The 22,574-nt window shown below is 69.5% G+C and carries 21 protein-coding genes and 1 riboswitch; of the genes, 7 read left to right on the top strand and 14 right to left on the bottom strand.

Features of this window, described 5'->3' with window-relative positions; all coding sequences use genetic code 11:
* Positions 1-282: 282 nt before the first annotated feature.
* The 6 genes from SLW55_RS11055 to SLW55_RS11030 form a co-directional block, all read right to left on the bottom strand.
* Positions 283-582, bottom strand: a complete 300-nt coding sequence (locus tag SLW55_RS11055; RefSeq protein ID WP_320745125.1) for a hypothetical protein — start codon at positions 580-582, stop codon at positions 283-285.
* A gap of 130 nt (positions 583-712) precedes the next feature.
* Positions 713-1,903, bottom strand: coding sequence for a methyl-accepting chemotaxis protein (locus SLW55_RS11050; protein ID WP_017908265.1), 1,191 nt, complete (start codon positions 1,901-1,903; stop codon positions 713-715).
* 161 nt (positions 1,904-2,064) lie between these two features.
* The gene (gene hflD, locus SLW55_RS11045) at positions 2,065-2,679 is read right to left on the bottom strand and encodes a high frequency lysogenization protein HflD (protein ID WP_267120892.1); all 615 of its coding nucleotides are present in this window, start codon (positions 2,677-2,679) and stop codon (positions 2,065-2,067) included.
* Positions 2,676-3,818, bottom strand: a complete 1,143-nt coding sequence (mnmA, locus tag SLW55_RS11040; protein ID WP_152182287.1) for a tRNA 2-thiouridine(34) synthase MnmA — start codon at positions 3,816-3,818, stop codon at positions 2,676-2,678. The genes hflD and mnmA overlap by 4 nt, the downstream gene beginning before the upstream one ends.
* A complete protein-coding gene (locus tag SLW55_RS11035; protein WP_017908262.1) occupies positions 3,815-4,273 on the bottom strand; it encodes an NUDIX hydrolase in 459 nt (152 codons plus the stop codon). The genes mnmA and SLW55_RS11035 overlap by 4 nt, the downstream gene beginning before the upstream one ends.
* Positions 4,273-4,776, bottom strand: coding sequence for a hypothetical protein (locus SLW55_RS11030; protein WP_017908261.1), 504 nt, complete (start codon positions 4,774-4,776; stop codon positions 4,273-4,275). The genes SLW55_RS11035 and SLW55_RS11030 overlap by 1 nt, the downstream gene beginning before the upstream one ends.
* 76 nt (positions 4,777-4,852) lie before the next feature.
* Between SLW55_RS11030 and clpS the strand changes: the two genes are divergently transcribed.
* Positions 4,853-5,173, top strand: coding sequence for an ATP-dependent Clp protease adapter ClpS (clpS, locus tag SLW55_RS11025; RefSeq protein ID WP_010341728.1), 321 nt, complete (start codon positions 4,853-4,855; stop codon positions 5,171-5,173).
* Between the two features lie 123 nt (positions 5,174-5,296).
* On the top strand, positions 5,297-7,579 hold the full coding sequence (gene clpA / locus SLW55_RS11020; RefSeq protein ID WP_017908259.1) for an ATP-dependent Clp protease ATP-binding subunit ClpA: 2,283 nt from the start codon (positions 5,297-5,299) through the stop codon (positions 7,577-7,579).
* 134 nt (positions 7,580-7,713) lie between these two features.
* On the opposite strand, the gene infA is transcribed toward clpA, so the two are convergent.
* From infA to trxB, 4 genes are all read right to left on the bottom strand, one after another.
* Positions 7,714-7,932, bottom strand: a complete 219-nt coding sequence (gene infA / locus SLW55_RS11015; RefSeq protein WP_004425677.1) for a translation initiation factor IF-1 — start codon at positions 7,930-7,932, stop codon at positions 7,714-7,716.
* Positions 7,933-8,024: 92 nt separating this feature from the next.
* Positions 8,025-8,762 carry a leucyl/phenylalanyl-tRNA--protein transferase gene (aat, locus tag SLW55_RS11010; RefSeq protein WP_267081427.1) on the bottom strand — a complete coding sequence of 246 codons (738 nt, stop codon included), beginning with the start codon at positions 8,760-8,762 and terminating at the stop codon, positions 8,025-8,027.
* Positions 8,763-8,784: 22 nt separating this feature from the next.
* Entirely contained in the window at positions 8,785-9,909 is a 1,125-nt protein-coding gene (locus SLW55_RS11005) for a GNAT family N-acetyltransferase (protein ID WP_295964455.1), read from the bottom strand.
* A gap of 114 nt (positions 9,910-10,023) precedes the next feature.
* A complete protein-coding gene (trxB, locus tag SLW55_RS11000; protein WP_010341722.1) occupies positions 10,024-10,992 on the bottom strand; it encodes a thioredoxin-disulfide reductase in 969 nt (322 codons plus the stop codon).
* Positions 10,993-11,279: 287 nt separating this feature from the next.
* Here trxB and SLW55_RS10995 point away from each other — a divergent pair, with 287 nt between their 5' ends.
* The 3 genes from SLW55_RS10995 (at position 11,280) to lolA (ending at position 16,348) form a co-directional block, all read left to right on the top strand.
* Positions 11,280-13,637 (top strand): DNA translocase FtsK, encoded by a 2,358-nt coding sequence (locus SLW55_RS10995; RefSeq protein WP_017913921.1) that lies wholly within the window; start codon positions 11,280-11,282, stop codon positions 13,635-13,637.
* Positions 13,638-13,837: 200 nt separating this feature from the next.
* Complete coding sequence (locus SLW55_RS10990; RefSeq protein WP_320745129.1) at positions 13,838-15,637, top strand: DUF3857 domain-containing transglutaminase family protein; 1,800 nt, start codon at positions 13,838-13,840, stop codon at positions 15,635-15,637.
* A gap of 84 nt (positions 15,638-15,721) precedes the next feature.
* Positions 15,722-16,348, top strand: a complete 627-nt coding sequence (lolA, locus tag SLW55_RS10985) for an outer membrane lipoprotein chaperone LolA (protein WP_017914052.1) — start codon at positions 15,722-15,724, stop codon at positions 16,346-16,348.
* Between the two features lie 51 nt (positions 16,349-16,399).
* On the opposite strand, the gene dmeF is transcribed toward lolA, so the two are convergent.
* Positions 16,400-17,521: a CDF family Co(II)/Ni(II) efflux transporter DmeF gene (gene dmeF / locus SLW55_RS10980; RefSeq protein ID WP_295970391.1), complete on the bottom strand. Its 1,122-nt coding sequence runs from the start codon at positions 17,519-17,521 to the stop codon at positions 16,400-16,402.
* 104 nt (positions 17,522-17,625) lie between these two features.
* Between dmeF and SLW55_RS10975 the strand changes: the two genes are divergently transcribed.
* Together SLW55_RS10975 and crcB are read left to right on the top strand one after the other, a co-directional pair.
* On the top strand, positions 17,626-18,999 hold the full coding sequence (locus SLW55_RS10975; RefSeq protein ID WP_150409089.1) for a replication-associated recombination protein A: 1,374 nt from the start codon (positions 17,626-17,628) through the stop codon (positions 18,997-18,999).
* A gap of 1 nt (position 19,000) precedes the next feature.
* Positions 19,001-19,070: riboswitch (Fluoride riboswitch) on the top strand.
* 110 nt (positions 19,071-19,180) lie between these two features.
* Positions 19,181-19,600, top strand: a complete 420-nt coding sequence (crcB, locus tag SLW55_RS10970; RefSeq protein WP_017909551.1) for a fluoride efflux transporter CrcB — start codon at positions 19,181-19,183, stop codon at positions 19,598-19,600.
* Between the two features lie 16 nt (positions 19,601-19,616).
* On the opposite strand, the gene SLW55_RS10965 is transcribed toward crcB, so the two are convergent.
* The 3 genes from SLW55_RS10965 to SLW55_RS10955 are packed head-to-tail and all read right to left on the bottom strand — an operon-like array spanning position 19,617 to position 21,897.
* On the bottom strand, positions 19,617-19,949 hold the full coding sequence (locus SLW55_RS10965) for a DUF3325 domain-containing protein (protein ID WP_017915620.1): 333 nt from the start codon (positions 19,947-19,949) through the stop codon (positions 19,617-19,619).
* Complete coding sequence (locus tag SLW55_RS10960) at positions 19,946-21,562, bottom strand: PepSY-associated TM helix domain-containing protein (protein WP_295930242.1); 1,617 nt, start codon at positions 21,560-21,562, stop codon at positions 19,946-19,948. The genes SLW55_RS10965 and SLW55_RS10960 overlap by 4 nt, the downstream gene beginning before the upstream one ends.
* Positions 21,559-21,897: a DUF3649 domain-containing protein gene (locus tag SLW55_RS10955; protein WP_267094086.1), complete on the bottom strand. Its 339-nt coding sequence runs from the start codon at positions 21,895-21,897 to the stop codon at positions 21,559-21,561. The genes SLW55_RS10960 and SLW55_RS10955 overlap by 4 nt, the downstream gene beginning before the upstream one ends.
* Positions 21,898-22,574: the final 677 nt, after the last annotated feature.

Genomic DNA, 22,574 nt, shown 5'->3' with positions numbered 1-22,574 from the left:
GCGTTTCGCGACCGAATGGCATCGCGCATCGCTGCTTGTTGTCGTGGTTCAGTGAAACCAGCCGTCGCCTCGCAAGAGCGGCTTCAGCCGCGACAGGAGCATTTCCGGTATCGCCTTTAGCGGCTGAAGCCGCTCCTGCAGCCGCGAAGAATGCAAGGGCTGCCCGGCCTCCTGCAGCAAGCAAAATCGAGAGATTGGGGCCGGGTGACTCTCTAGCGCGGCGCCCCGAACGCGCGGCCACATCAGGCACCGCGCGATGCCAACGCAACCGCCGCGATCGACTCAATCGCCGTCGTACAGCGGAAAGTGCACCAGCGGCGCCGGCGTGCCGGCAGCGGCGACCGCGCTGCCGTTGAGGCCCATGTCCCAGGCCAGGCCGGCCCAGACCGGGTCGGCGATGCGCGCGTCCTGCTGCGCCGGTACGCGTGCGATCAGCAACTGCCGCAGTTCGGCCTGGGCCAGCGTTTCCAGCCGTCGCAGGGCGTGGCCGGGCTGGCGCGGCGCGGTCACCGGCCGGATGCCGGGTGCGACCACCGGCTCGGACGCAGGCACGTGCGCGCCGCTGCTGTCATCGCAGGACATGGCCGCAACTCGGGACAGGGACTGGAGATGCATCGACATCGACGGGGCCGGACGGGAAGGGCAGAGACGACAAGCCCCGGCAGGGGCCGGGGACTCGTCGGTTCATGGCGCGGAGCGCGACAAGGCGGACTTAGAACAACTCGACCGTGCCGGCACCCATGCTCTGCTGCGCCACCGGCTTGTGCGGCGGACGCTCCCACTCGGTGCGCATGTCGCGCAGGCGGTTGCCGACCCGCTGCAGGGCGTCGAGCAGTTCGTGGTCGAACACGCCGCCATTGCGGTGCAGCAGTTCCTGCAGCGCCACGGCCTCGCGGTTGATCGCGGTCAGGCGGTCCAGGTGGGTGTGCACGCCGCCCAGGGCCTGGGTGGCGATGTCCTCGAACTGCAGGGCGCGCACCGCTTCGGCGACGCTGCTGTCGATGGCGCGGCCGCACTCGGAGATCTCACGCATGCCGTCGCCCAGCGAGTGGTTGATCGCGGCCACGTTGTCCAGCATCGCCGCGGCCTCGGCCCGCGCCTCGCGGGAGCGGTCCATGTCGCGGGAGGCCATGTTCGAGACCGTCTCGCGGACCTTGGCGATGGCGTCCTTGGAGCTGTGCGCCAGCTTGCGGATCTGCTCGTTGAAGGTGGTCGAGCGCTCGGACAGGTTGCGCACCTCGTCGGCCACCACCGCGAAGCCGCGGCCCGCCTCGCCGGCGCGCGCCGCTTCGATCGCCGCGTTCAGCGCCAGCAGATTGGTCTGGTCGGCGATCGACTTGACGTCCTCCAGCAGGGCGAAGATGCCGTCCAGGTGCTGGGACATGTCGTCGATGTAGTGCACCGTGGTGCTGCTCTGGCCGCTGACCTGCTCCAGCGCCTCCACCAGCTGCTCCATGCGCTGGCTGGCATGCTGGGCGAAGCGGGCCACGTCCACCCCGGCGCCGCCGTCTTCGCCGGCGCGGTCGACGATGCGGGCCAGCGCCACGCTCTGCTGCCGCGACTTGCGGTTCATCGCCTCGAAGCTGCCACCCAGGCCGCTGACCGCCTGGCGGATCAGTTCGCGGGCACGTTCGATCTCCGAGCGCGAGCCCTCGATCTCGTTGCCTACGAAGCTGCGCAGCTCGGTCAGCAGGTGGTCCTGCTCGCGCATGACCTTGGCCTGCTCCGGCGAGCGCCGGCTTTGGCTGTACGCGGTCCAGCCGGCGAAACCGAGCCAGCTCAGCGTCATGGTGGTGAGGATGGCCCAACGGACCGGGGCCGGCCAATCGAAGCCGGCGGCGATGGGGAACAGCAGCGTCAGGGCGAGCGGGGCGGCCAGACGGATCAGGAGGCGTGAGTACATGGAAGTTCTCGGCAGATTCACGATTGCTGTATCGGCCGCCCCCCCCGGGTCTTTAGCAACGCGGTGCGCGGATCATCGAAACCTGCCGACATTCGTACGATCCGCGTCGCAGAACCACCGCGGGCGGCGCGCTGCCGGCCCGGCGCCGGCACCCCGGGGACTCAGCGCAAGGCGCGGTCCACGGTTTCGCGCATGCGCCGCTTGGCCAGCAGGAAATCCCACAGGCTGCCGCCCATCTGCCGCCACAGCACCGCCGAACGCACCGCCGCCAGCAGCAGTGCGCGGATCTCCGCCACCACCCCGGCCTGACCCAGGTAATGCGGGTTGCCCTGCACCATCACCCGCGGGCGCAGGTGGCTGATGGTGTCGGCGTAGAGCTGGCCCAACGCCGCGATCACCTCGGGGTGGGTGCTGTCGGCATGGCGCTCCAGTAGCGGCGCGATCCGGGCCAGGCCGGCATCGACCTTGGCGTCGGTCTCGGCATCGCCGGCGAAGCGCCGTTCCAGCTGGATCACCGCCAGCGCCAGCCGCGGCAGCACCTCGTCCTGGCCCTGGTTGCGGAAGTAGTTGTGCAGCAGGCGCAGGCCCGGCGCGAGGTCGGCGCGGCGGCCATAGACCGCTTCGGGGCTGGGCGCGTCGATGCGGAACACGCTGTCGAGCAGGGTACGCACCAGCGACGCCTCGGACTGGCCGGTCTCGGCGATGCGCCGCACCTGCTGCAGGGCCTGGACCATGCCCGCCAGCGCCAGCATGCGCGCGTCCATGGAATCGGTCATCGAATCGGGTCCTCGTGTACGGCGGGGGCCTGCTGCGCCAGGCGGCGCTCCAGCGGGGCATCGGTGGTGGCGATCACGGCGCCGCCCAGGCATTCCTCGCCCTGGTACAGCACCAGCGACTGCCCGGGGGTGACGGCGCGCTGCGGGCGCGCGAAGCGGACCGAGAGGGTGCCGTCGTCGCCGACCTCGACCGTGCAGGGCTCGTCGGCCTGGCGGTAGCGGGTCTGCGCGGTGCACTCGAAGCGCCGTGCCGGCGGCGCACCGGCGATCCAGTGGGCGGCCTCGGACTGCAGCCCGTTGGCCATCAGGTAGGGGCTGTCGCGGTCCTGGTCGACGTACAGCACGTTGCGGGCGACGTCCTTGCCGACCACGTACCACGGCGCCGCGGCGCGGCCGCGTACCCCGCCGATGTTCAGGCCCTCGCGCTGACCCAGGGTGAAATAGAACACCCCCGGATGCTCGGCCACGACCTGCTCGTGCGGGTCGCGGATCTCGCCGCGCCGCGCCGGCAGGTAGCGACCGAGAAATTCGCGGAAATCGCGTTCGCCGATGAAGCAGATGCCGGTGGAATCCTTCTTGGCGTGGGTCGGCAGGCCGGCTTCGCGGGCGATGCGGCGCACCTGTTCCTTGGGCAGTTCGCCGACCGGGAACAGGGTCGCGGCCAGTTGCGCCTGGCCCAGCTGGTGCAGGAAGTAGCTCTGGTCCTTGTTGCGGTCCAGCCCGCGCAGCAGCCGCCAGCGACCGCCGAGGCTGTCCACCCGCGCGTAGTGGCCGGTGGCGATGCGCTCGGCGCCGAGCTCGCGCGCCGCGTCCAGGAAATGCTTGAACTTGACCTCGCGGTTGCACAGCACGTCCGGGTTGGGCGTGCGCCCGGCGGCATATTCGGCCAGGAAGTGCGCGAACACGCCTTGCCAGTACTCCTGCGAAAAGTCGCGGAAATGGAAGGGGATGCCCAGTCGCCCGCACACCGCCACCGCATCGCGGCGGTCGTCGTCGGCGCGGCAGTCGCCGCTGCCGTCGTCGGCCCAGTTCTGCATGAACAGGCCGGACACCGCCGCGCCCTGCTGGACCAGCTGCCAGGCCGCCACCGACGAATCCACGCCGCCGGAGACCCCGACCATGACCGCTGCGCCGCTCATGCCACCTGCCGCAGCAGATCCAGCGGGTAGCGGCGCCCGGCCAGGTAGTCGGCCACCACCTGCCACACCAGCGGGCTGCGCCAGCGCGGCGCTTCGGCCTCCAGTTCGGCCGGGGTCATCCACAGCGCGCGCACGATGCCGGTGTCCAGCGGCCGCTGCGCATCGTGCGCGACCGGATCGGCGGCGAAGGCGAAGCGCAGGTAGTGGCGGCCGGTGTCGGCCTTCCACTGGTAGGCGCCGATGAACGCGGTCGGCTGCACCTGCCAGCCGGTTTCCTCCAGCGTCTCGCGCACCGCGGCCTCGATCAGGCTCTCGTCCGGCTCCAGGTGGCCGGCCGGCTGGTTCAACACCAGCGCACCGGCGATGGCTTCCTCGACCTGCAGCAGGCGTCCGTCGCGCACCACCACCGTGGCCACGGTCACGTCCGGCTGCCAGGGTTCCGCGGCCGCCGTCATCAGAACAGATCCTTGCCGCCGTTCAGTTCGGCGTCCATCGCGTCGGCGCCACGCGCGGCCGCCTCCAGTGCTTCGCGCAGCGCCGCATCGTCGGCATCGGCGGGGATCTTGACCACGAACACCGCGGTGCCGCCCTGGCGCACCCAGCCGCCGAGGATGTCCGACTGCGCATCCTCCAGCAGCCGGTTGGCGACCTTGGCGGGCAGGCTGTCGCCCTGCGCCTGGTAGGCCGGCGACCACACCTCGCGGATGCGGTAGCTGCCGAAGGTCTCCACTGGCGAGCGCACATAGGTCAGCTGCTTGCGCTCCTGCCCGTGGTCGCGCAGGCCGAACAGCACCTGATAGTCGCCGTCCTCGTCCGCCTGCACGTCGTAGCCCAGCGCCTGCAGGCGCTTGCCCAGCGCCGCATCCGGCGTCTCGGCGGCGGCCGGCAGGGCGGCGGCGAGCAGCGCGGCGAGCAGCGGAAGCTTGGGGAACATCGTCGAATGCATGCGGAGCGCCATCGAAAGGAGGGGAATTGTGCGGGCAGGGCCGGCGATCGTCCAATCCTGGCCGGCGGCCCCCGTATATAATGGGCGGATGCCCCGCAAGAATTCCCCCGAGCACGATCATGGCGTCATGGTGGAGACCGGCAAGCCGGAAGTCGCCCGCCCGCCCATGTATCAGGTGCTGCTGCTGAACGACGACTACACCCCGATGGACTTCGTGGTGACCGTGCTGCAGCAGTTCTTCTCCCTGGACCTGGAGCGCGCCACCCAGGTGATGCTGCACGTGCATACCCGCGGCCGCGGGGTGTGCGGGGTCTATACCCGCGAGGTGGCTGAATCCAAGGTGGCTCAGGTGAACGAGTTCTCGCGGATGAACCAGCATCCCCTGTTGTGCACGATGGAAAAAGCCTGATAGTGGGAGGCGTCGGTCACCGGTTTGCCCGGACTAACGCGGTGTGAACACACTGATCCGATAGGGTTGTGGAAATTCGCAACTCAAGCCACATATTGTCGGCAACAGACGTCGGAGTACACCATGTTCAGCAAAGATCTCGAGCAGACCATCGGCCAGTGCTACAAGCGCGCCCGGGAAGCCCGTCATGAGTTCATGACGGTGGAGCACCTGCTGTTGGCATTGCTCGACAATCCCTCCGCCCAGGCCGTGCTCAAGGCCTGCGGCGCCGACGTCGACCGCCTGCGCGGCGACCTGGAACAGGCCATCGAAGCCTCGGTGGCGCGCCTGGCCGACGACGATGGCCGCGACACCCAGCCCACCCTGGGCTTCCAGCGGGTGCTGCAGCGGGCGGTCTACCACGTGCAGTCCTCGGGCAAGAAGGAAGTCAGCGGCGCCAACGTGCTGGTGGCGATCTTCGGCGAGAAGGATTCGCACGCGGTGTACTTCCTGAACCAGCAGGACATCACCCGCCTGGACATCGTCAACTACCTGTCCCATGGCATCGCCAAGATGGGTGAGGACGGCGAGCACGCCGCGCCGTCCGACGGCGAGCCCAAGGGCGAGGCGGGCGAGGGCGAGCCCAAGGGCGACGCACTGGCCGAGTACGCCACCAATCTGAACGAGCAGGCCCGCAATGGCCGCATCGATCCGCTGGTGGGCCGCGCCGACGAGATCGAGCGCACCATCCAGGTGCTGTGCCGCCGCCGCAAGAACAACCCGCTGTACGTGGGCGAGGCCGGTGTCGGCAAGACCGCCATCGCCGAGGGCCTGGCCAAGCGCATCGTCGAGGGCACGGTGCCTGAGGTGCTGGCCGACGCGGTGATCTTCTCGCTCGACCTGGGCGCGCTGGTCGCCGGCACCAAATACCGCGGCGACTTCGAGAAGCGCCTGAAGGGCGTGCTGACCTCGCTGAAGAAGGTGCCCAACGCGGTGCTGTTCATCGACGAGATCCACACCATCATCGGCGCCGGTTCCGCCTCCGGCGGCACCATGGACGCGTCCAACCTGATCAAGCCGGCGCTGTCCTCGGGCGAGCTGCGCTGCATCGGCTCGACCACGTTCCAGGAGTACCGCGGCATCTTCGAAAAGGACCGCGCCCTGGCGCGGCGCTTCCAGAAGATCGACATCGTCGAGCCGACCGTGGGCGAGACCTTCGAGATCCTGCAGGGCCTCAAGCCCAAGTACGAGGCGCACCACGGCGTGACTTACGCCGACGACGCGCTGCAGGCGGCGGTGGACCTGTCGGTCAAGCACATCGGCGACCGGTTGCTGCCGGACAAGGCGATCGACGTGATCGACGAGGCCGGCGCGCGCCAGCGGCTGCTGCCGGAAGGCCAGCGCAAGGAACTGATCGACATCGAGGAGATCGAGACCATCGTCGCCAAGATGGCGCGGATCCCGGCCAAGCAGGTCAGCGCCACCGACAAGGACGTGCTGCAGCACTTGGAGCGCAACCTGAAGATGGTGATCTTCGGCCAGGATCCGGCGATCGAGACGCTGGCCTCGTCGATCAAGCTGGCGCGCTCGGGCCTGGCCAACCCGGAAAAGCCGATCGGCAACTTCCTGTTCGCCGGCCCCACCGGCGTGGGCAAGACCGAGGTCACCAAGCAGCTGGCGCTGCAACTGGGCATCGAGCTGGTGCGCTTCGACATGTCCGAGTACATGGAGCCGCATTCGATCAGCCGCCTGATCGGTGCGCCCCCGGGCTACGTCGGCTTCGACCAGGGCGGCCTGTTGACCGAGAAGATCGTCAAGACCCCGCACTGCGTGCTGTTGCTGGACGAGGTGGAGAAGGCGCATCCGGACATCTTCAACATCCTGTTGCAGGTCATGGACCGCGGCGTGCTCACCGACACCAACGGGCGCGAGGCCAACTTCAAGAACGTGATCCTGGTGATGACCACCAATGCCGGCGCCACCCAGGCCTCGCGGCGCTCGATCGGCTTCACCCAGCAGGACCATTCCACCGATGCGATGGAGATCATCCGCCGCAGTTTCACCCCGGAGTTCCGCAACCGCCTGGACGCGGTGGTGCAGTTCCAGCCGCTGGCCTTCAGCCACATCCTGCGCGTGGTCGACAAGTTCGTGATCGAGCTGGAGATGCTGCTGCAGGAGAAGCACGTGTCGCTGTCGGCGACCCCGACCGCGCGCGACTGGCTGGCCCAGCACGGCTTCGACCCGCTGATGGGCGCGCGGCCGATGGCACGGGTAATCCAGGACAAGGTCAAGCGCCCGCTGGCCGACGAACTGCTGTTCGGCAAGCTGGTCAACGGCGGCCGCGTGACCATCGACGTGCGCGACGGCGAGCTGGTGGTCGATACCCAGGCCGAGCCGGAGCGCCTGCTGCCGGCCACGGTGGACTGAGGCCGGACCGGGCGACGGGCACGACGAAAGGCGGCTGCAGAGGCTGCAGCCGCCTGGCGAGGTCACCGTCGTTCCATCGTTGCAGACGCGAAAGGCGGCCAGTGGCCGCCTTCTTCATGTCCGCCCGGGGCGGATTACTTCATGCGGTAGGTGATGCGACCCTTGGTCAGGTCGTACGGGGTCATTTCGACCTTCACCCGGTCGCCGGTCAGGATGCGGATGTAGTTCTTGCGCATGCGGCCGGAGATGTGGGCGATGATTTCGTGCCCGTTTTCCAGCTTGACCCGGAACGTGGTATTGGGCAACGTCTCGCTGACGGTGCCTTCGAATTCGATGGAGTCGTCTTTCGACATGTAATCCTGTGCGATTCGGAACGGCCAAAGGCCTGAAGAGCGAGGATTTTACTCGCCTGGGCCGCGCCATGCAAAGTTTGCGTTAATCCCGCTCAGCCCTGGGCCAGTTCCGCGGCCGCCAGGGTGCCGAAGCGCAGCGTCCACGGCGCGGTCTCGGCAGTCGCCGCCACCAGCGGCGCGATGGTGTCCAGGAACCGCGTACGCGGCCAGCGCTCGGCGCCCAGGCTGAGCAGGTGGTCGTTCTCCACCTGCGCGTCGATCAGCGGCCAGCCCCAGCCGTGCAGGCGCCGCGCCAGTGCCGCCAGCGCCACCTTGGAGCCGCCGCTGCGCGCACTGAACATGCTCTCGCCGAAGAACATGCGCCCGCGCGCCACCCCATAGATGCCGCCGACCAGCTCGTCGCCGTCGAACACTTCCACCGAATGCGCGTGGCCAGCCTGGTGCAGGGCCAGATAGGCGTCGCGCATCGGCGCGGTGATCCAGGTGCCGTCCTGGCCGCGGCGGGGGAGTTGCGCGCAGGCATCGATGACCTGGGCGAAGGCGGTGTCGGCGCGCACGGTCCACGGACAGTGGCGCAGGCTGCGCCGGAAGCGCGAGGACAGGCGTACGCCGTCGCTGCGGAACACGGTGCGCGGGTCCGGACTCCACCACAGGATCGGCTCGCCGTCGGAGTACCAGGGGAAGATGCCCTGGGCGTAGGCCGCGAGCAGGCGCGTCGGCGACAGGTCGCCGCCGACCGCGAGCAGGCCGTCCGGCTCGCGCAGGGCGCTGGACGGCGGCGGGAACGGGGCGGCAGGATCGGCCGCGAGCAGGACAGGGAGACGACGCATCGCCGGCAGCGTAGCCGATGCCTCAGGCGTCGTGGCGGAACGGCGAGTGGCGCTGCAGCGCCGCCGCGTGCTGGCGCACCTCGGCGCGCTCCTGCGCGCACCACTCGGCCAACGGCACGCGGAAGCCCGGGTCGGCGATCCAGTGGCGGCTGCGTACCAGCCGCGGCAGGAAGCCGCGGGCGATCTTGTGCTGGCCCTGCGCGCCCGGCTCGAAGCGGGTCAGGCCCTCGCGCAGGCAGTACTCGATGCCCTGGTAGTAGCAGGTCTCGAAGTGCAGGCCGGGCAGGGGCTCGCCGCCCCAATAGCGGCCGTACAAGGTGTCGCCGCCGCGCAGGCAGAACGCGCCGGCCACCGGCGTGCCGTCATGGATGGCGAGGAAGATCAAGAGGTTGCGCGGCATCGTGCGCGCAAGATGCGAGAAGAAGTCCAGGGTCAACGCCGGCGAATTGCCGTAGTCGTCGAAGGTGCGCAGATAGAAGCCGTGCATCGCCTGCAGGTCGGCGGCGCTGGCCTCGTCGCCGTGCAGCACGCGGAAGCCGATGCCGGCGCGCTGCACCTTGGCCCGCTCCTGGCGGATGTTCTTGCGGTGCTTGTGGTCCATCGCGCCCAGGTAATCGTCGAAGCCGGTCCACCCGGCGTCGTTGTGCCACTGGTACTGCACGTCGTTGCGTTCCAGCCAGTCGGCGCCGAATGCGGCGTCCTCGTCGGCGCGGTGGAAATTGACGTGGGCCGAGGACAGGCCGGTGCGCTCGGTCAGCGCCTGCATGGCCGCGAGCAGTTCCTGCTGCGCCGCCAGGTCGCGGGCGAGCAGCCGCGGCCCGGTCACCGGCGAGTAGGGCACCGCGCACAGCCACTTTGGGAAGTAGTCCTGGCCGTAGCGCGCATAGGCATGCGCCCAGGCATGGTCGAACACGAATTCGCCGTGCGAGTTGCTTTTGACGTAGCCGGGCGCCGCCGCGACCAGCGTCTCGCCGTCCCACACGGTGAGATGCAGCGGGCTCCAGCCCCAGTCCGGGCGCAGGCAGCCGTGCTGTTCCAGGCCGGCCAGGAAGGCGTGGGCGATGAAGGGATTGCGACCGTCGTGCAGGGCGTCCCAGTCGGCGGCGGCGACCGTATCGAGCTGGTGCAGCCAGCGGATCCGGCTCATCGCCGGCGCTGCTCGCGGTGGAAGGCGGCGCAGCGGCCGCCGGCGTCATCGGCCGCGCGCGCGGGCGCACGGCCGCTGCCGGCCTGACGCCGGCAGTTCAAGGCGTGCGCGGACTCAGGCACCCTTGTCCAGATAGCGCTCGGCGTCCAGCGCGGCCATGCAGCCGAAGCCGGCCGAGGTGATCGCCTGGCGGTAGTGCTGGTCGGCGACGTCGCCAGCGGCGAACACGCCCGGCACCGAGGTCTCGGTGGCGGCGCCGCCCAGACCGGAGCGGATCTCCAGGTAGCCGTTGTGCATCGCCAGTTGGCCGTCGAACAGCTGGGTGTTCGGGTGATGGCCGATGGCGACGAAGAAGCCGTGCGCCTCCAGGTCGCGGGTGCTGCCGTCCTGCACCGACTTGACGCGCACGCCGGTGACGCCGGCCTCGTTGCCCAGCACCTCGTCCACCTGGTGGTGCCAGACGGTCTCGATCTTGCCGGCGGCGACCTTGGCGAACAGCTTGTCCTGCATGATCTTTTCCGCGCGCAGGGTGTCGCGGCGGTGCACCAGATAGACCTTGCGGGCGATGTTGGAGAGATACAGCGCCTCTTCCACGGCGGTGTTGCCGCCGCCGACCACGACCACGTCCTGGTCCTTGTAGAAGAAGCCGTCGCAGGTGGCGCAGGCGGACACGCCGCGACCCTTGAACGCCTCTTCCGAGGGAATGCCCAGGTACTTGGCGGTGGCGCCGGTGGCGATGATCAACGCATCGCAGGTGTAGTCGCCACTGTCGCCGCTGAGCCGGAACGGGCGCTGCGACAGGTCGGCGGTGTGGATGTGGTCGAAGATCACCTCGGTCTCGAAGCGCTCGGCATGCGCCTGCATGCGCGCCATCAGGTCCGGGCCCATCAGGCCGTGCGGGTCGCCGGGCCAGTTGTCGACCTCGGTGGTGGTCATCAGCTGGCCGCCCTGCTGCAGGCCGGTGATCACCACCGGCTTGAGGTTGGCGCGCGCGGCGTAGACCGCGGCGGTCCAGCCGGCCGGGCCGGAACCCAGGATCAGCAGGCGGGAATGCTTGGCGGAATTGGCGGCAGAGGGGCTCATGTATACTCGCGAACAGGGTGAAATGGCGGCGGAAACGCGGCATTGCGCGGGTTCCGGCGAAGGCGCATAGAGTGGCGGCCGGCCTGGAACGAATCAAGCCGCGTGGCGGAAACGCTGCGGCCCGCGGCGACAGACTTCGGGTTTCGCGCGTCGTTGCCCGCCTCGTTCGGGCGCTGCCAGCATCGGCCTGCGCAAGTCCGGACGATTCAGGTACCGCCTGCTGAAATGCAAGGGCGAGTCGTTTATTATCAATCACTAACGATGCATTTCTAAGGTCTGGTCATAGCGTGGCGAAGCAGGTTCCGGAACGCGGCAAAACCCAGGGCGCCAATGCGGCGGCACGCAAGCAGGGCGCCGCGCCCAACCCACGCCGGCAGAAGCTGTGGCGCGATCTGGCGCTGATCGCGATCGCGCCGCTGCTGCTGTACTTGCTGGCCAGCCTGGCCACGTACTCGGCGACCGATCCGGGCTGGTCGCATACCGGCAGCGTGGTCGCGCCGGTGCACAACATGGGCGGCAAGTTCGGCGCCTGGATCGCCGACGTGCTGCTGCAGCTGTTCGGCTACGTGGCCTTCCTGCTGCCGGTGGTGATCGGCGCGATCTCCTGGATCGCGCTGTTCGGCATGGACCAGGACGGCGACGGCGAGGCCGATCTCGGCCCGGCGCTGCGCCTGGTCGGCATCGTCGGTTTCCTGATCGCCGCCACCGGGCTGCTGCACCTGCGCCTGTTCGCCGGCGACGTGGCCGGCGCCGGCGGCATCCTCGGCAAGCTGGTCGGCAATTCGCTGGGCGCCGGCTTCGGCGCGCTCGGCGCCAACCTGTTCGTGCTGGTATTGCTGCTGGTGTCGGTGACCCTGGCCACCGGGCTGTCCTGGTTCGCGGTGATGGAGCGCATCGGCAAGGCGGTGATGACCCTGCCGGCGCTGGCCCGGCGCGGCACCCAGCAGGCCAACGAATGGCAGCAGACCCGCGCCATGCGCGAGGAACGCGAGGAAGTGCGCAAGGTCGACGCGGTGCAGCGCGCCAAGCGCGAGCCGGTCAAGATCGAGCCGCCGCCGGCGCCGGTGGTGGAGAAGAGCGAGCGCGCCAAGCGCGAGCAGCAGATCCCGCTGTTCCACGGTACCGGCAGCGACCCGTCCGGGGTGCCGCCGCTGGCCCTGCTGGACGACCCCAAGCCGCAGGCCAAGGGCTATTCCGAGGAGACCCTGGAAACCCTGTCGCGGCAGATCGAGTTCAAGCTCAAGGATTTCCGCATCGAGGCGCAGGTGGTCGGCGCCTATCCGGGTCCGGTCATCACCCGCTTCGAGATCGAACCGGCGCCGGGCATCAAGGTCAGCCAGATCAGTTCGCTGGACAAGGACATCGCCCGCGGCCTGTCGGTGAAGTCGGTGCGCGTGGTCGACGTGATCCCGGGCAAGTCGGTGATCGGCCTGGAGATCCCCAACGTCAGCCGCGAGATGATCTATCTCAGCGAGCTGCTGCGCTCCAAGGAATACGACAAGTCGGCCAGTCCGCTGACCCTGGCCCTGGGCAAGGACATCGCCGGGCGTCCGACCGTGGCCGACCTGGCGCGCATGCCGCACCTGCTGGTCGCCGGTACCACCGGCTCGGGCAAGTCGGTGGCGGTCAACGCCATGGTGCTGAGCCTGCTGTACAAGGCCTCGGCCAAGGACCTGCGGATGCTGATGATCGACCCGAAGATGCTCGAACTGAGCGTCTACCAGGGCATCCCGCATCTGCTGGCGCCGGTGGTCACCGACATGAAGGAGGCCGCCAACGGCCTGCGCTGGTGCGTGGCCGAGATGGAGCGCCGCTACAAGCTGATGAGCGCGGTCGGCGTGCGCAACCTGGCCGGCTTCAACAAGAAGGTCAAGGATGCGCAGGACGCCGGGCAGCCGCTGATGGACCCGCTGTTCAAGCCCAACCCGGACCTGGCCGAGGCGCCGAGGCCGTTGGACACACTGCCGTTCATCGTCATCTTCATCGACGAATTCGCCGACATGATGATGATCGTCGGCAAGAAGGTCGAAGAGCTGATCGCGCGCCTGGCGCAGAAGGCCCGCGCCGCCGGCATCCACCTGATCCTGGCCACCCAGCGCCCGTCGGTGGACGTGATCACCGGCCTGATCAAGGCCAATATCCCGACCCGCATCGCCTTCCAGGTCAGCTCCAAGATCGACTCGCGCACCATCCTCGACCAGTCCGGCGCCGAGACCCTGCTGGGCCATGGCGACATGCTGTACCTGCCGCCGGGCACGGCGATGCCGGACCGCGTGCACGGCGCCTTCGTCAGCGACGAGGAAGTGCACCGGGTGGTCGAGCACCTCAAGGCCAGCGGCCCGGCCGACTACATCGAGGGCGTGCTCGACGAAGTGCAGACCATGGGCGACGGCACCGTGATCGGCGCCACCGGACTGCCCGAAGCCGGCGGCGGTGGCGGCGACGAATCCGACCCGCTGTACGACGAGGCCCTGCGCATCGTCACCGAGACCCGCCGCGCCTCGATCTCCGGCGTGCAGCGGCGGCTGAAGATCGGCTACAACCGCGCCGCGCGGCTGATCGAGGCGATGGAAGCCGCCGGCGTGGTCAGCCCGCCCGAACACAACGGCGACCGCAGCGTGCTGGCGCCGCCGCCGCCGAAGTGACGCGCACCGCGCCGTCCGCCGGCCGTGGCCTGCGTCTGCCTGACCGGAGGCCTGCGCGCGCCTCGCGCTGGCTGTTCGGCGCGGCGCTGCTGGCGCTGTCCGGCCTCGCCGGCGCGCAACCGGCGCCGGCCGCGCATTCCAATGCCGACCAGACCGCGGGCGCGGCGACTGCCCCCGTGGTCAGCAACAACTACAGCTACGTGCGCTACCGCGCCGACTACGAGGTGCGCGAGGACGCCACCAGCGTCGAGACCGACGAGTACGAGCTGCTGCTCAAGACCAAGGCCGGCGTCGACCAGTTCAGCCAAGTGCGGCTGGGCTACAGCGAGAAGCTGGAGATGCTGGAGGTGCTGGCCGCCTACACGCTGACCCCGGACGGGCTGCGCCACGACGTGCCGGCCGACAAGATCTATACCCAGGAGAGCTATTCCAGCGCGACGGCGGCGATGTACGCCGACCGCAAGGTCAAGGTGGTGGTGTTCCCCAACCTGATGCCCGGCGCGCGCCTGGTGTACCGGGTGCGGCGCACTCAGAACGTGCCGTACTTCCCGGGCTACTTCAGCCTGTGGGAGACCTTCAGCGTGTTCTCGCAGTACGACGACGCCACGGTGACCCTGGTGGCGCCGCGGCGCCTGCAGATGCACCTGTACACGCGCGGCGTGCAGGGCAGCGATACGCCGACGATCGACGGCGAACAGGCCCGCTGGGAGTGGCGCTACAGCCGCCGCGAGCCGATGAAGAGCCAGAACTGGTCGGCGGCCACCTGGGAGTTCAGCCCGACCATCATGGCCAGCAGCTTCCGCCGCTGGTCGCAGATGGCCCAGGCCTACCAGCACAGCAGCGCCGCCGCCGCGCAGGTCACGCCCAAGGTGCGCGCCCGCGCCGAGCAGATCACCGCCGGCATCGTCGATCGCCGCGCGCAGGCCGCGGCGCTGTACGAGTGGGTGGCGCGCAACATCCGCTACGTGGCGGTGTACCTGGGCAACGGCGGGCTGCAGCCGAACAGCGCCGACAGCATCCTCGACAACCACTACGGCGACTGCAAGGACCACACCGTGGTGCTGGAAGCGCTGCTGGCGGCCAAGGGCATCGCCAGTACGCCGGTGCTGATCGGCGCGCAGGGCGGGCCGACCCTGCCGGAGGTGCCGGTGCTGGGCCGCTTCAACCACGCCATCACCTATCTGCCCGAGTTCAAGCTGTACGTGGATTCGACCAGCCCATACGCGCGTTTCGGCCAGTTGCCTGCCGGCGATCTGGGCGCGCCGGTGCTGCACACGGCCGACGGCACCGTGGCGCGCACGCCGCCGGACGACGCCAAGCGCAACCGCTACCTGGCCGAGACCGACTACCGCTTCGACGCCGACGGCGGCGTCAGCGGCATCACCCGGCTGGACAGCGGCGACGTCGGCGAGGTCGGCCTGCGCACGATGTTCGTGCAGCTCAACGCGCAGAACCGCACCCGCATCGAGGAATCGATCGTCGCCGCGTCCGGCTTCGACGGCAGCGGCGAGTTGCTGCTGCAGGGCACGCCGCAGGACCTGAGCCGGCCGTTCGGCTACGCCTACCGCTTCCGCGCCCACGACTACGTCGACTTCGGCGTGGTTGGCGGCATGAGCCTGCCGTTGATGCCCGGCGCCGATTCGGTGCGCGGGGTCTACAGCACCGCCTCGGCCGAGCGCAACCTGACCCCGTTCTACTGCAACGACAACGCGCGCAGCGAAACCTACCGGCTCACCTTCCCGGACAGCGTGCCGATCATCGCGATTCCGGCCGACACGCATTTCCGCAACGCCGCCGGCGAGTACGCCGCGACCTGGGTGCGCGACGGGCAGACCGTGACCGCCACGCATACGCTGCACCGCCGCGCGATCCACGGGCCGGCGGCGCTGTGCCAGCCGCAGGACTACGCCGCCTTCCGCGAGCTGTACCAGCAGGTGCGGCGCGGCTTCCGCGGCCAGATCCTGTACGGCGACCTCGGCCGGATGCAGACCGGGCCGTAGACCTGGTGCGGCCGGCCATCCTCTGATCGCCTATTCAGGCGCGGCGCGTCACACTTCCCACACTTCATCCGGAAACCCATCCGCATGCTTCGCACACTCCGCTACACCGTCCTCGCCACCGCGCTGCTGGCCGGCTCCGCCTTCGCCGGCGCCCGCGAGGACCTCACCGCCTTCACCCGCGGGCTGAAGGGCCTGGACGGTCAGTTCGCGCAGAAGGTCTACGACGGCAAGGGCACGCTGAAGGAAAGCTCCAGCGGCCGCGTCGCGCTGTCGGCGCCGCGCCTGTTCCGCTGGGAGTACCGCAAGCCGTATACCCAGCTGATCGTCGCCGACGGCAGCAAGGTCTGGGTCTACGACCCGGACCTGAAGCAGGCCACGGTGCGCGCGCAGGGCAGCGAGGAACAGAACAGCCCGCTGACCGCGCTGATCGACCCGGGCCGGCTCGACCGCCAGTACGACGTCAGCGAGGAGGCGGTGGCCCGCGACGGGCTGCAATGGCTGACCATGACCCCGAAGGTGGACACCGAGGCCAGCTTCCAGATGGCCAAGCTCGGCTTCGACCGCAATGGCCTGGCGCGTATGGAAGTGGTCGACCCGGTCGGCCAGCGCACCGACATCAGCTTCAGCGACTGGAAGCGCAATCCGGCCTTCGCCGCCGGCACCTTCCGCTACGTCCCGGACAAGGACGTGGACGTGGTCGGCGACCGCTGAGCCAGCCGCCCCGCCGCCGCGCGCCGGGTCGGTGCGCGGCGGCCTTTCCGCTCAGTTGGGGCAGGCCTGCACTTCGATGCTGACGTGGCCCAGCGTGGCCACGCCCTGCAAGCGCGCGTGGTAGAACGCCGCCGGCCGCGGCTTGTGCGTCACCAGCGACACGATCGCCGCATGCTGGCCGGGGCCGACCCGCCACACGTGCAGGTCGGCGATGCGCTCGTCGTCCTGCTGCAGGCGGTCGCGGATCTGCGCCTGCAGCGCCGCCGGCGCCGAGGCGTCGAGCAGCACCGCGCCGGTGTCGCGCAGCAGCGCCAGCGACCAGCGGGCGATGACGATGGCGCCGACGATGCCCATCAACGCATCGGTCCAGGTCCAGCCCAGGTACTTGGCCAGCAACAGGGCGACGATCGCCATCACCGAGGTCAGCGCGTCGGCCAGCACGTGCATGTAGGCCGAGCGCAGGTTGTGATCGGCGTGCGCGTGGCGGTCGTGGCTGTGCGTCGGCGCAGGCGCGGCATGGGCGTGCGCATGCCCGTGGTGATCGTGCGGGTGGTGATGGCCGTGACCGTGCGCGTGATCGTGGTCGTGGTCGTGCCCATCGTGGTGCGCGTGCGCATGGTTGCCATGCCGGTGCGCGGCATGAGCGTGGTCGTGATGATGCCCGTGCCCGTGCCCGTGACCATGGCCATGGCCATGCCCATGATCGTGATGGTGATCGGCGCCGAGCATCCAGGCGCTGAGCAGGTTCACCAGCAGGCCCAGCGCCGCGATCCACAGCGCCTCGTCGTAGGCGATATGGACCGGCTGCGCCAGGCGCAGTGCCGACTCCACGCCGATGCCCAGGGCGATCAGCGCCAGGATGAGCGCGCTGGAGAAGCCCGCCAGGTCGCCGACCTTGCCGGTGCCGAAGGTGAAGCGCGGGTTGTGCCGGTGCCGGCGCGCGAACCAGTAGGCGAAGCCGGCCAGCGACAGCGCGCCGGCATGGGTGGCCATGTGCAGGCCATCGGCCAGCAGCGCCATCGAGCCGGTCCACCAGCCAGCGACGATCTCCACGAACATCATCGCGGCGGTCAGCGCCACCACCGACCAGGTCCGGCGCGCATTGCGCTCGTGGCGGGTGCCGAGGAAGTCGTGCTGATGGGTGAACGCGTCCAGGGTGTCGTGGTGGCTCATGGCGGGATCGGCCGGGCAGGGAGGCGCCGCGATTCTAGCGCTGGCGTCCGTGCCACGCAGGATTGCGGCACGGCGTATACGGGCCGCGGCGATAGAATGGGCAGATGGCCAAACGCAGACCCTTCGCTTCCGATACCCCCGACCTGTTGAGCGTCGACCGCGAGGCCATGCGCCCGCTGGCCGAGCGCATGCGTCCGCGCACGCTCGACGAGATGGTCGGGCAGAAGCGCCTGCTGGCGCCGACCAGTGCGCTGCGCCGTGCGGTCGCGTCCGGCCGGGTGCATTCGATGATCCTGTGGGGGCCGCCGGGCTGCGGCAAGACCACCCTGGCGCTGCTGCTGGCGCAGTACGCCGAGGCCGAGTTCAAGGCGATCTCGGCGGTGCTGTCCGGCCTGCCGGAGGTGCGGGGGGTGCTGGCCGAGGCCGCGCAGCGTTTCGCCGACGGGCGCCGCACGGTGCTGTTCGTCGACGAGGTGCATCGCTTCAACAAGGCGCAGCAGGACGCGTTCCTGCCGCATATCGAACGCGGCACCATCCTGTTCGTCGGCGCCACCACCGAGAATCCCTCGTTCGAGCTGAATTCGGCGCTGCTGTCGCGCTGCCGCGTGCACGTGCTGGAGGCGGTGTCGCCGCAGGACATCGCCGAGGCGCTGCAGCGGGCGCTGCACGATCCAGAGCGTGGGCTCGGCGCCGAGCCGTTGCGGGTCTCCGATGCGGCGCTGCTGGAGATCGCCGGCGCCGCCGATGGCGACGTGCGGCGCGCGCTGACCCTGTTGGAAATCGCCGCCGAACTGGCCCAGGACGAGGGCGGGGAGATCACTGCGCAGACCCTGCAGCAGGTGCTGGCCGACCGCACCCGCCGCTTCGACAAGGGCGGCGAGCAGTTCTACGACCAGATCTCGGCGTTGCACAAGTCGGTACGCAGCTCCAATCCGGATGCGGCGCTGTACTGGCTCACGCGCATGCTCGATGGCGGCTGCGACCCGTCCTACCTGGCACGGCGGCTGACCCGCATGGCGATCGAGGACATCGGCCTGGCCGATCCGCGCGCGCAGTCGATGGCGCTGGAAGCCTGGGACATCTACGAGCGCCTGGGCAGCCCCGAAGGCGAACTGGCGTTCGCGCAACTGGTGCTGTACCTGGCCAGCACCGCCAAGTCCAACGCCGGCTATGCCGCGTTCAACCAGGCCAAGGCCGAGGTGCGCGAGACCGGCACCCAGGAAGTGCCGCTGCATCTGCGCAACGCGCCGACCAAGCTGATGAAGACCCTGGGTTATGGCGCCGACTACCAGTACGACCACGATGCCGAGGGCGGCATCGCCCTGGACCAGACCGGCTTTCCCGATGCGATGGGCGAGCGCGTCTACTACCGGCCGGTGGAACGCGGCCTGGAGATCAAGCTCAAGGACAAGCTGGATCGCCTGCGCGCCGCGCGCGAGCAGGCGCGGGCTGACAAGGCCGGGCGATCGGCTTCATAATCGGCGTACAGGAGATGGCATTCCTCCTCGAACCGCCCGCAGCATTGCGCGCTGATGATGCCTGCCCAACCCCCGCCGGGGTGGCAGGCGTGCGCCCCGGCATCGTCCTTGTGGAGAATCCGATGCCCGTTCCTTTTCGTTTTTGTGCTGCCGCTCCCGCGTTCGTTTCGCGGAGGCGCGCATGAACCTGACCCTGTGGTGGCAGCAATTGCTGCTGGCGATGGCCGGCGGTGCGGTCGGCTCCGGTCTGCGTTTCGCGGTGGGCAGTGCGCTGCTGCAGCGCTACGGCGCCGGCTTCCCGTGGGGCACGCTGGCGGTGAACCTGGCCGGCGCCTTCGTCGGCGGCTTCCTGCTGGTGTGGATCGAGGGCCGCGGCGCCAGCGCACCGTACTGGCGGGCGCTGCTGATCGTCGGCCTGGTCGGCGGGCTGACCACGTTCTCCTCGCTGATGATGGAAAGCATGGTGTTCGTGCGTAACGGCCGCCTCGGCATGGTGCCGCTGTACCTCGCGATCACCCTGGCGGCGGGGCTGGTGCTGGTGTTCGCCGGCGCGCGCACCGCGGCCGAACTGCGGGCACCGACGGTGACCGCCGACCGCTGAACAGCCGGGCGTGCGCTTATCCCAACAACGCGGCGCCCACGCCCAGCGGCGGCGCCAGCAACGCCAGCGGCACGATCAGCCGCGGCCGGTACGGCAGCAGGCCCAGCGTCAGCAGCGCCGCGCTGGCGCTGAGCGAGCCCACCCACAGCACCGGGCCGATGCCCCAGCCGCGCGCGGCCACGCAGCAGGCGAACGCCGTGCCCAGCAGCAGCCAGCCGGCGGCCTGCAGTTGCCGCATCCGCGGCGCGGCGGCGCGGCGTGCGCCGTACAGGTCGAGCTGGTGCTTCTCCATGCCCAGGCACAGCGCAACGAAGCCGGAGAAGGCCAGGCACAGGCCGAGGACGGTCATGCGCCCTCCGTGGCCAGGACCGGCTTGCCGGATCCGCCGCGGTCGCGGGCGCGGCGTTCGGCCGCCGACAGCGGCGGTTGCCAGCGCTGCATGCGCCGCGCGGCCAGCGCCAGCGCGATACCGAGGAACAGGCAGACCAGGTCGAATCCGGCCAGCGCCCAGTCGCCGGCCAGCAAGCTCACCCCCAGGTGCGCATCGGTGGTGACGGCGTTGAGCAGCGGCAGCAGGCCGAACAGTGCCGCGCCCGCGTACAGTTGCCAGGCCCACATCGCGCGCTTCGGCCACACCTGCGCGGCGACCAGGGCCGCGGCCCAGGCCAGGAAGAACACCGCCGCTTCGCTTTCCGGGCGCGATTCCAGGTGCAGCGGCAGCAGCCGGTTGCCCCAGAAATAGGCGGCGAAGGCGATCGGCAGCCCGGCCACGGTGCCGATGTTGAGCGCATCGACCAGGCGCAGGCCCAGGCCGATGCGGCCGGCCTTGGCGTGCTTGGGCCGTTCCTTGACCGCCCACAGGATCGCGCCGCTGGCCACCATCAGGCAGCCGAGCAGGCCGCAGCCGAAGAACAGCCAGCGCAGCCAGGGACCGGCGAAGTGCGCCAGGTGCAGGCCGTACAGGGTGCTGCGGGTTTCCGCGGCGGCGCCGAGTTCGCCGCTGCGGCCGAGGATCTGCCCGCTTGCCGCGTCCAGCAGCAGCGACGGTGTGCTGTAGCCCAGGCGCTGGCCGTCGCCCTGGCGGATCTGGATGGCCGCAGCGGCGTCGCCGGCGTTGTACACGGAGAAGCCGGCGATCGGCGCCTGCGCGCCCCATTCGCGGCGGGCCACGTCCAGCAGTTGCGCGATCGGCAGCATGTGCCCCGGCGTGCCGCTGGCCTCGCGCAGGTTCTGCGGTTCCTGGAAGGCCTCGGCGTAGAACGCCTGCTCGGCGTCCGGATAGGCGGTCTGGATGCCCCAGGGCAGGTACATCAGCATCAGCGTGACCAGCCCGGTGTAGGTGATCATCGCGTGGTAGGGCAGGGCGAGCACCGCGCTGGCATTGTGGAAGTCCAGCCACGAGCGCTGGCCCTTGGCCGGGCGGAAGGTGAAGAAGTCCTTGAAGATCTTCTTGTGGGTGATCACGCCGCTGATGATCGCCACCAGCATGAACATCGCGCAGAAGCCGACGATGTAGCGCGCCCACAGCGCCGGGATGTAGTGCAGGTCGAAGTGCAGGCGGTAGAAGAAGTCGCCGCCGCGGGTCTCGCGGGTCTCGCTGGCCTCGCCGCTAACCGGGTCGAGCAGTGCGTTGCCGAACAGTTCCTTGCGGCTCGGGCGGCTGCCGTCGGCCGGCGGCGGATTGCGCCAGAACAGGTCGGTGAACGGCGCGCGCGGGTTGGCCAGCGACACGAACCACTGCGGCGACTGCGGCGCCTCGCGCTGCAGCAGCGCCACCGCGCGTGCGGCCACCACGTCGGTACTCGGCTGCGCACGCGGCAGTTCCGGGCGCATCCACTGGCTGATCTCGTTGCGGAAATAGCTGGCGGTGCCGGCCATGAAGATCAGCAGCAGCACCCACGACACCAGCAGGCCGCTCCAGGTGTGCAGCCAGGCCATCGATTGGCGGAATCCCTGCTTCATGGCGCGTGCTGCTGCAGCCAGGCGATGGCCAGCGCCATCGGCGCCAGCAGCGCGGCGATGCCCAGCCAGGCGCGCCCGGCGCTGCGCGCGGCGAACGCCCACAGCGCGGTGCAGGCGCAGACCAGGATGCCCAGCATCATGCCGCTCAACACCGCCTGCGCACGCACCGATGGCCAGAGCAATGGCAGCAGCACGGACGTGGCCGCGGCCAGCGCATAGCCGCCGACGATCGCGGCCAGGGTCCGCGCCAGCACGCCCAGCCAGGGCGGCAGCCCGCGCGAGGCGGCGGTGGGCGGCGTGGAGAGGCGCGGCGGCGCTGGCGGAACTGGATGCATGGGGGCCCGTCGGGAGAGGCACCGGCTTGGCGACAGGGCTAGGCGGAGCGGGATGGCAGCGAGGCGGTCAGTTCGTTAATGATACGCATTCTTATTTTCGGCGCAATGTGCAGGTGGATCGGCACTGCGGAGTCTGCAGGTTGCCCCGGTGTAAGCGGACATATATTTTGCGAAGCCGGGACACATGGTCTGCAAAGTCCTACAGGCCAGTTTGAAGTCCCTTTGAAGGCCCATCAATGAGAAGCCTCCGACTAGTAAAACGGGCCGTGCAGCCCTGGCGGGCTGGGAGCCTATCCCCTTAGCCGGCGCTGCATCCGCTTCTTCCCGACTGGCCGGCCTCTCAGGCGGCCAGTCGGCGGCTGTCCGTCAGGATCTCATGGCGTATTCGGACCGCGCATGCGTACGCCCATCGCTCGGCCATATGCGGGGCCACCTCCCGCTTTCCGAAGTAGGCGTAGTGTGCTGCGCGCTCCTCGTGCCGATTGACACGCTGCCAATCCATATCCCACCAAATGCAGTCGTGCTCATACCAGCGACGATCACCCGGCCACACCTCAGCCAGTGCTGGCGCCACTGATTTTCCGGGTCCCACTGGAAGTCGTCCGGAAGCATGGGCCAATGCTATCGCCGTCGATCTCCAGGGCTGAGAGACCTCGCTTTGGTCTAGCTGAATGGCT

It is taken from the genome of Xanthomonas sp. LF06-19, from assembly GCF_034105425.1.
GTDB lineage: Bacteria > Pseudomonadota > Gammaproteobacteria > Xanthomonadales > Xanthomonadaceae > Xanthomonas_A > Xanthomonas_A sontii.
Note: the sequence above shows the minus strand (reverse complement) of the source record. Positions and strands in the feature narration are given on the sequence as shown.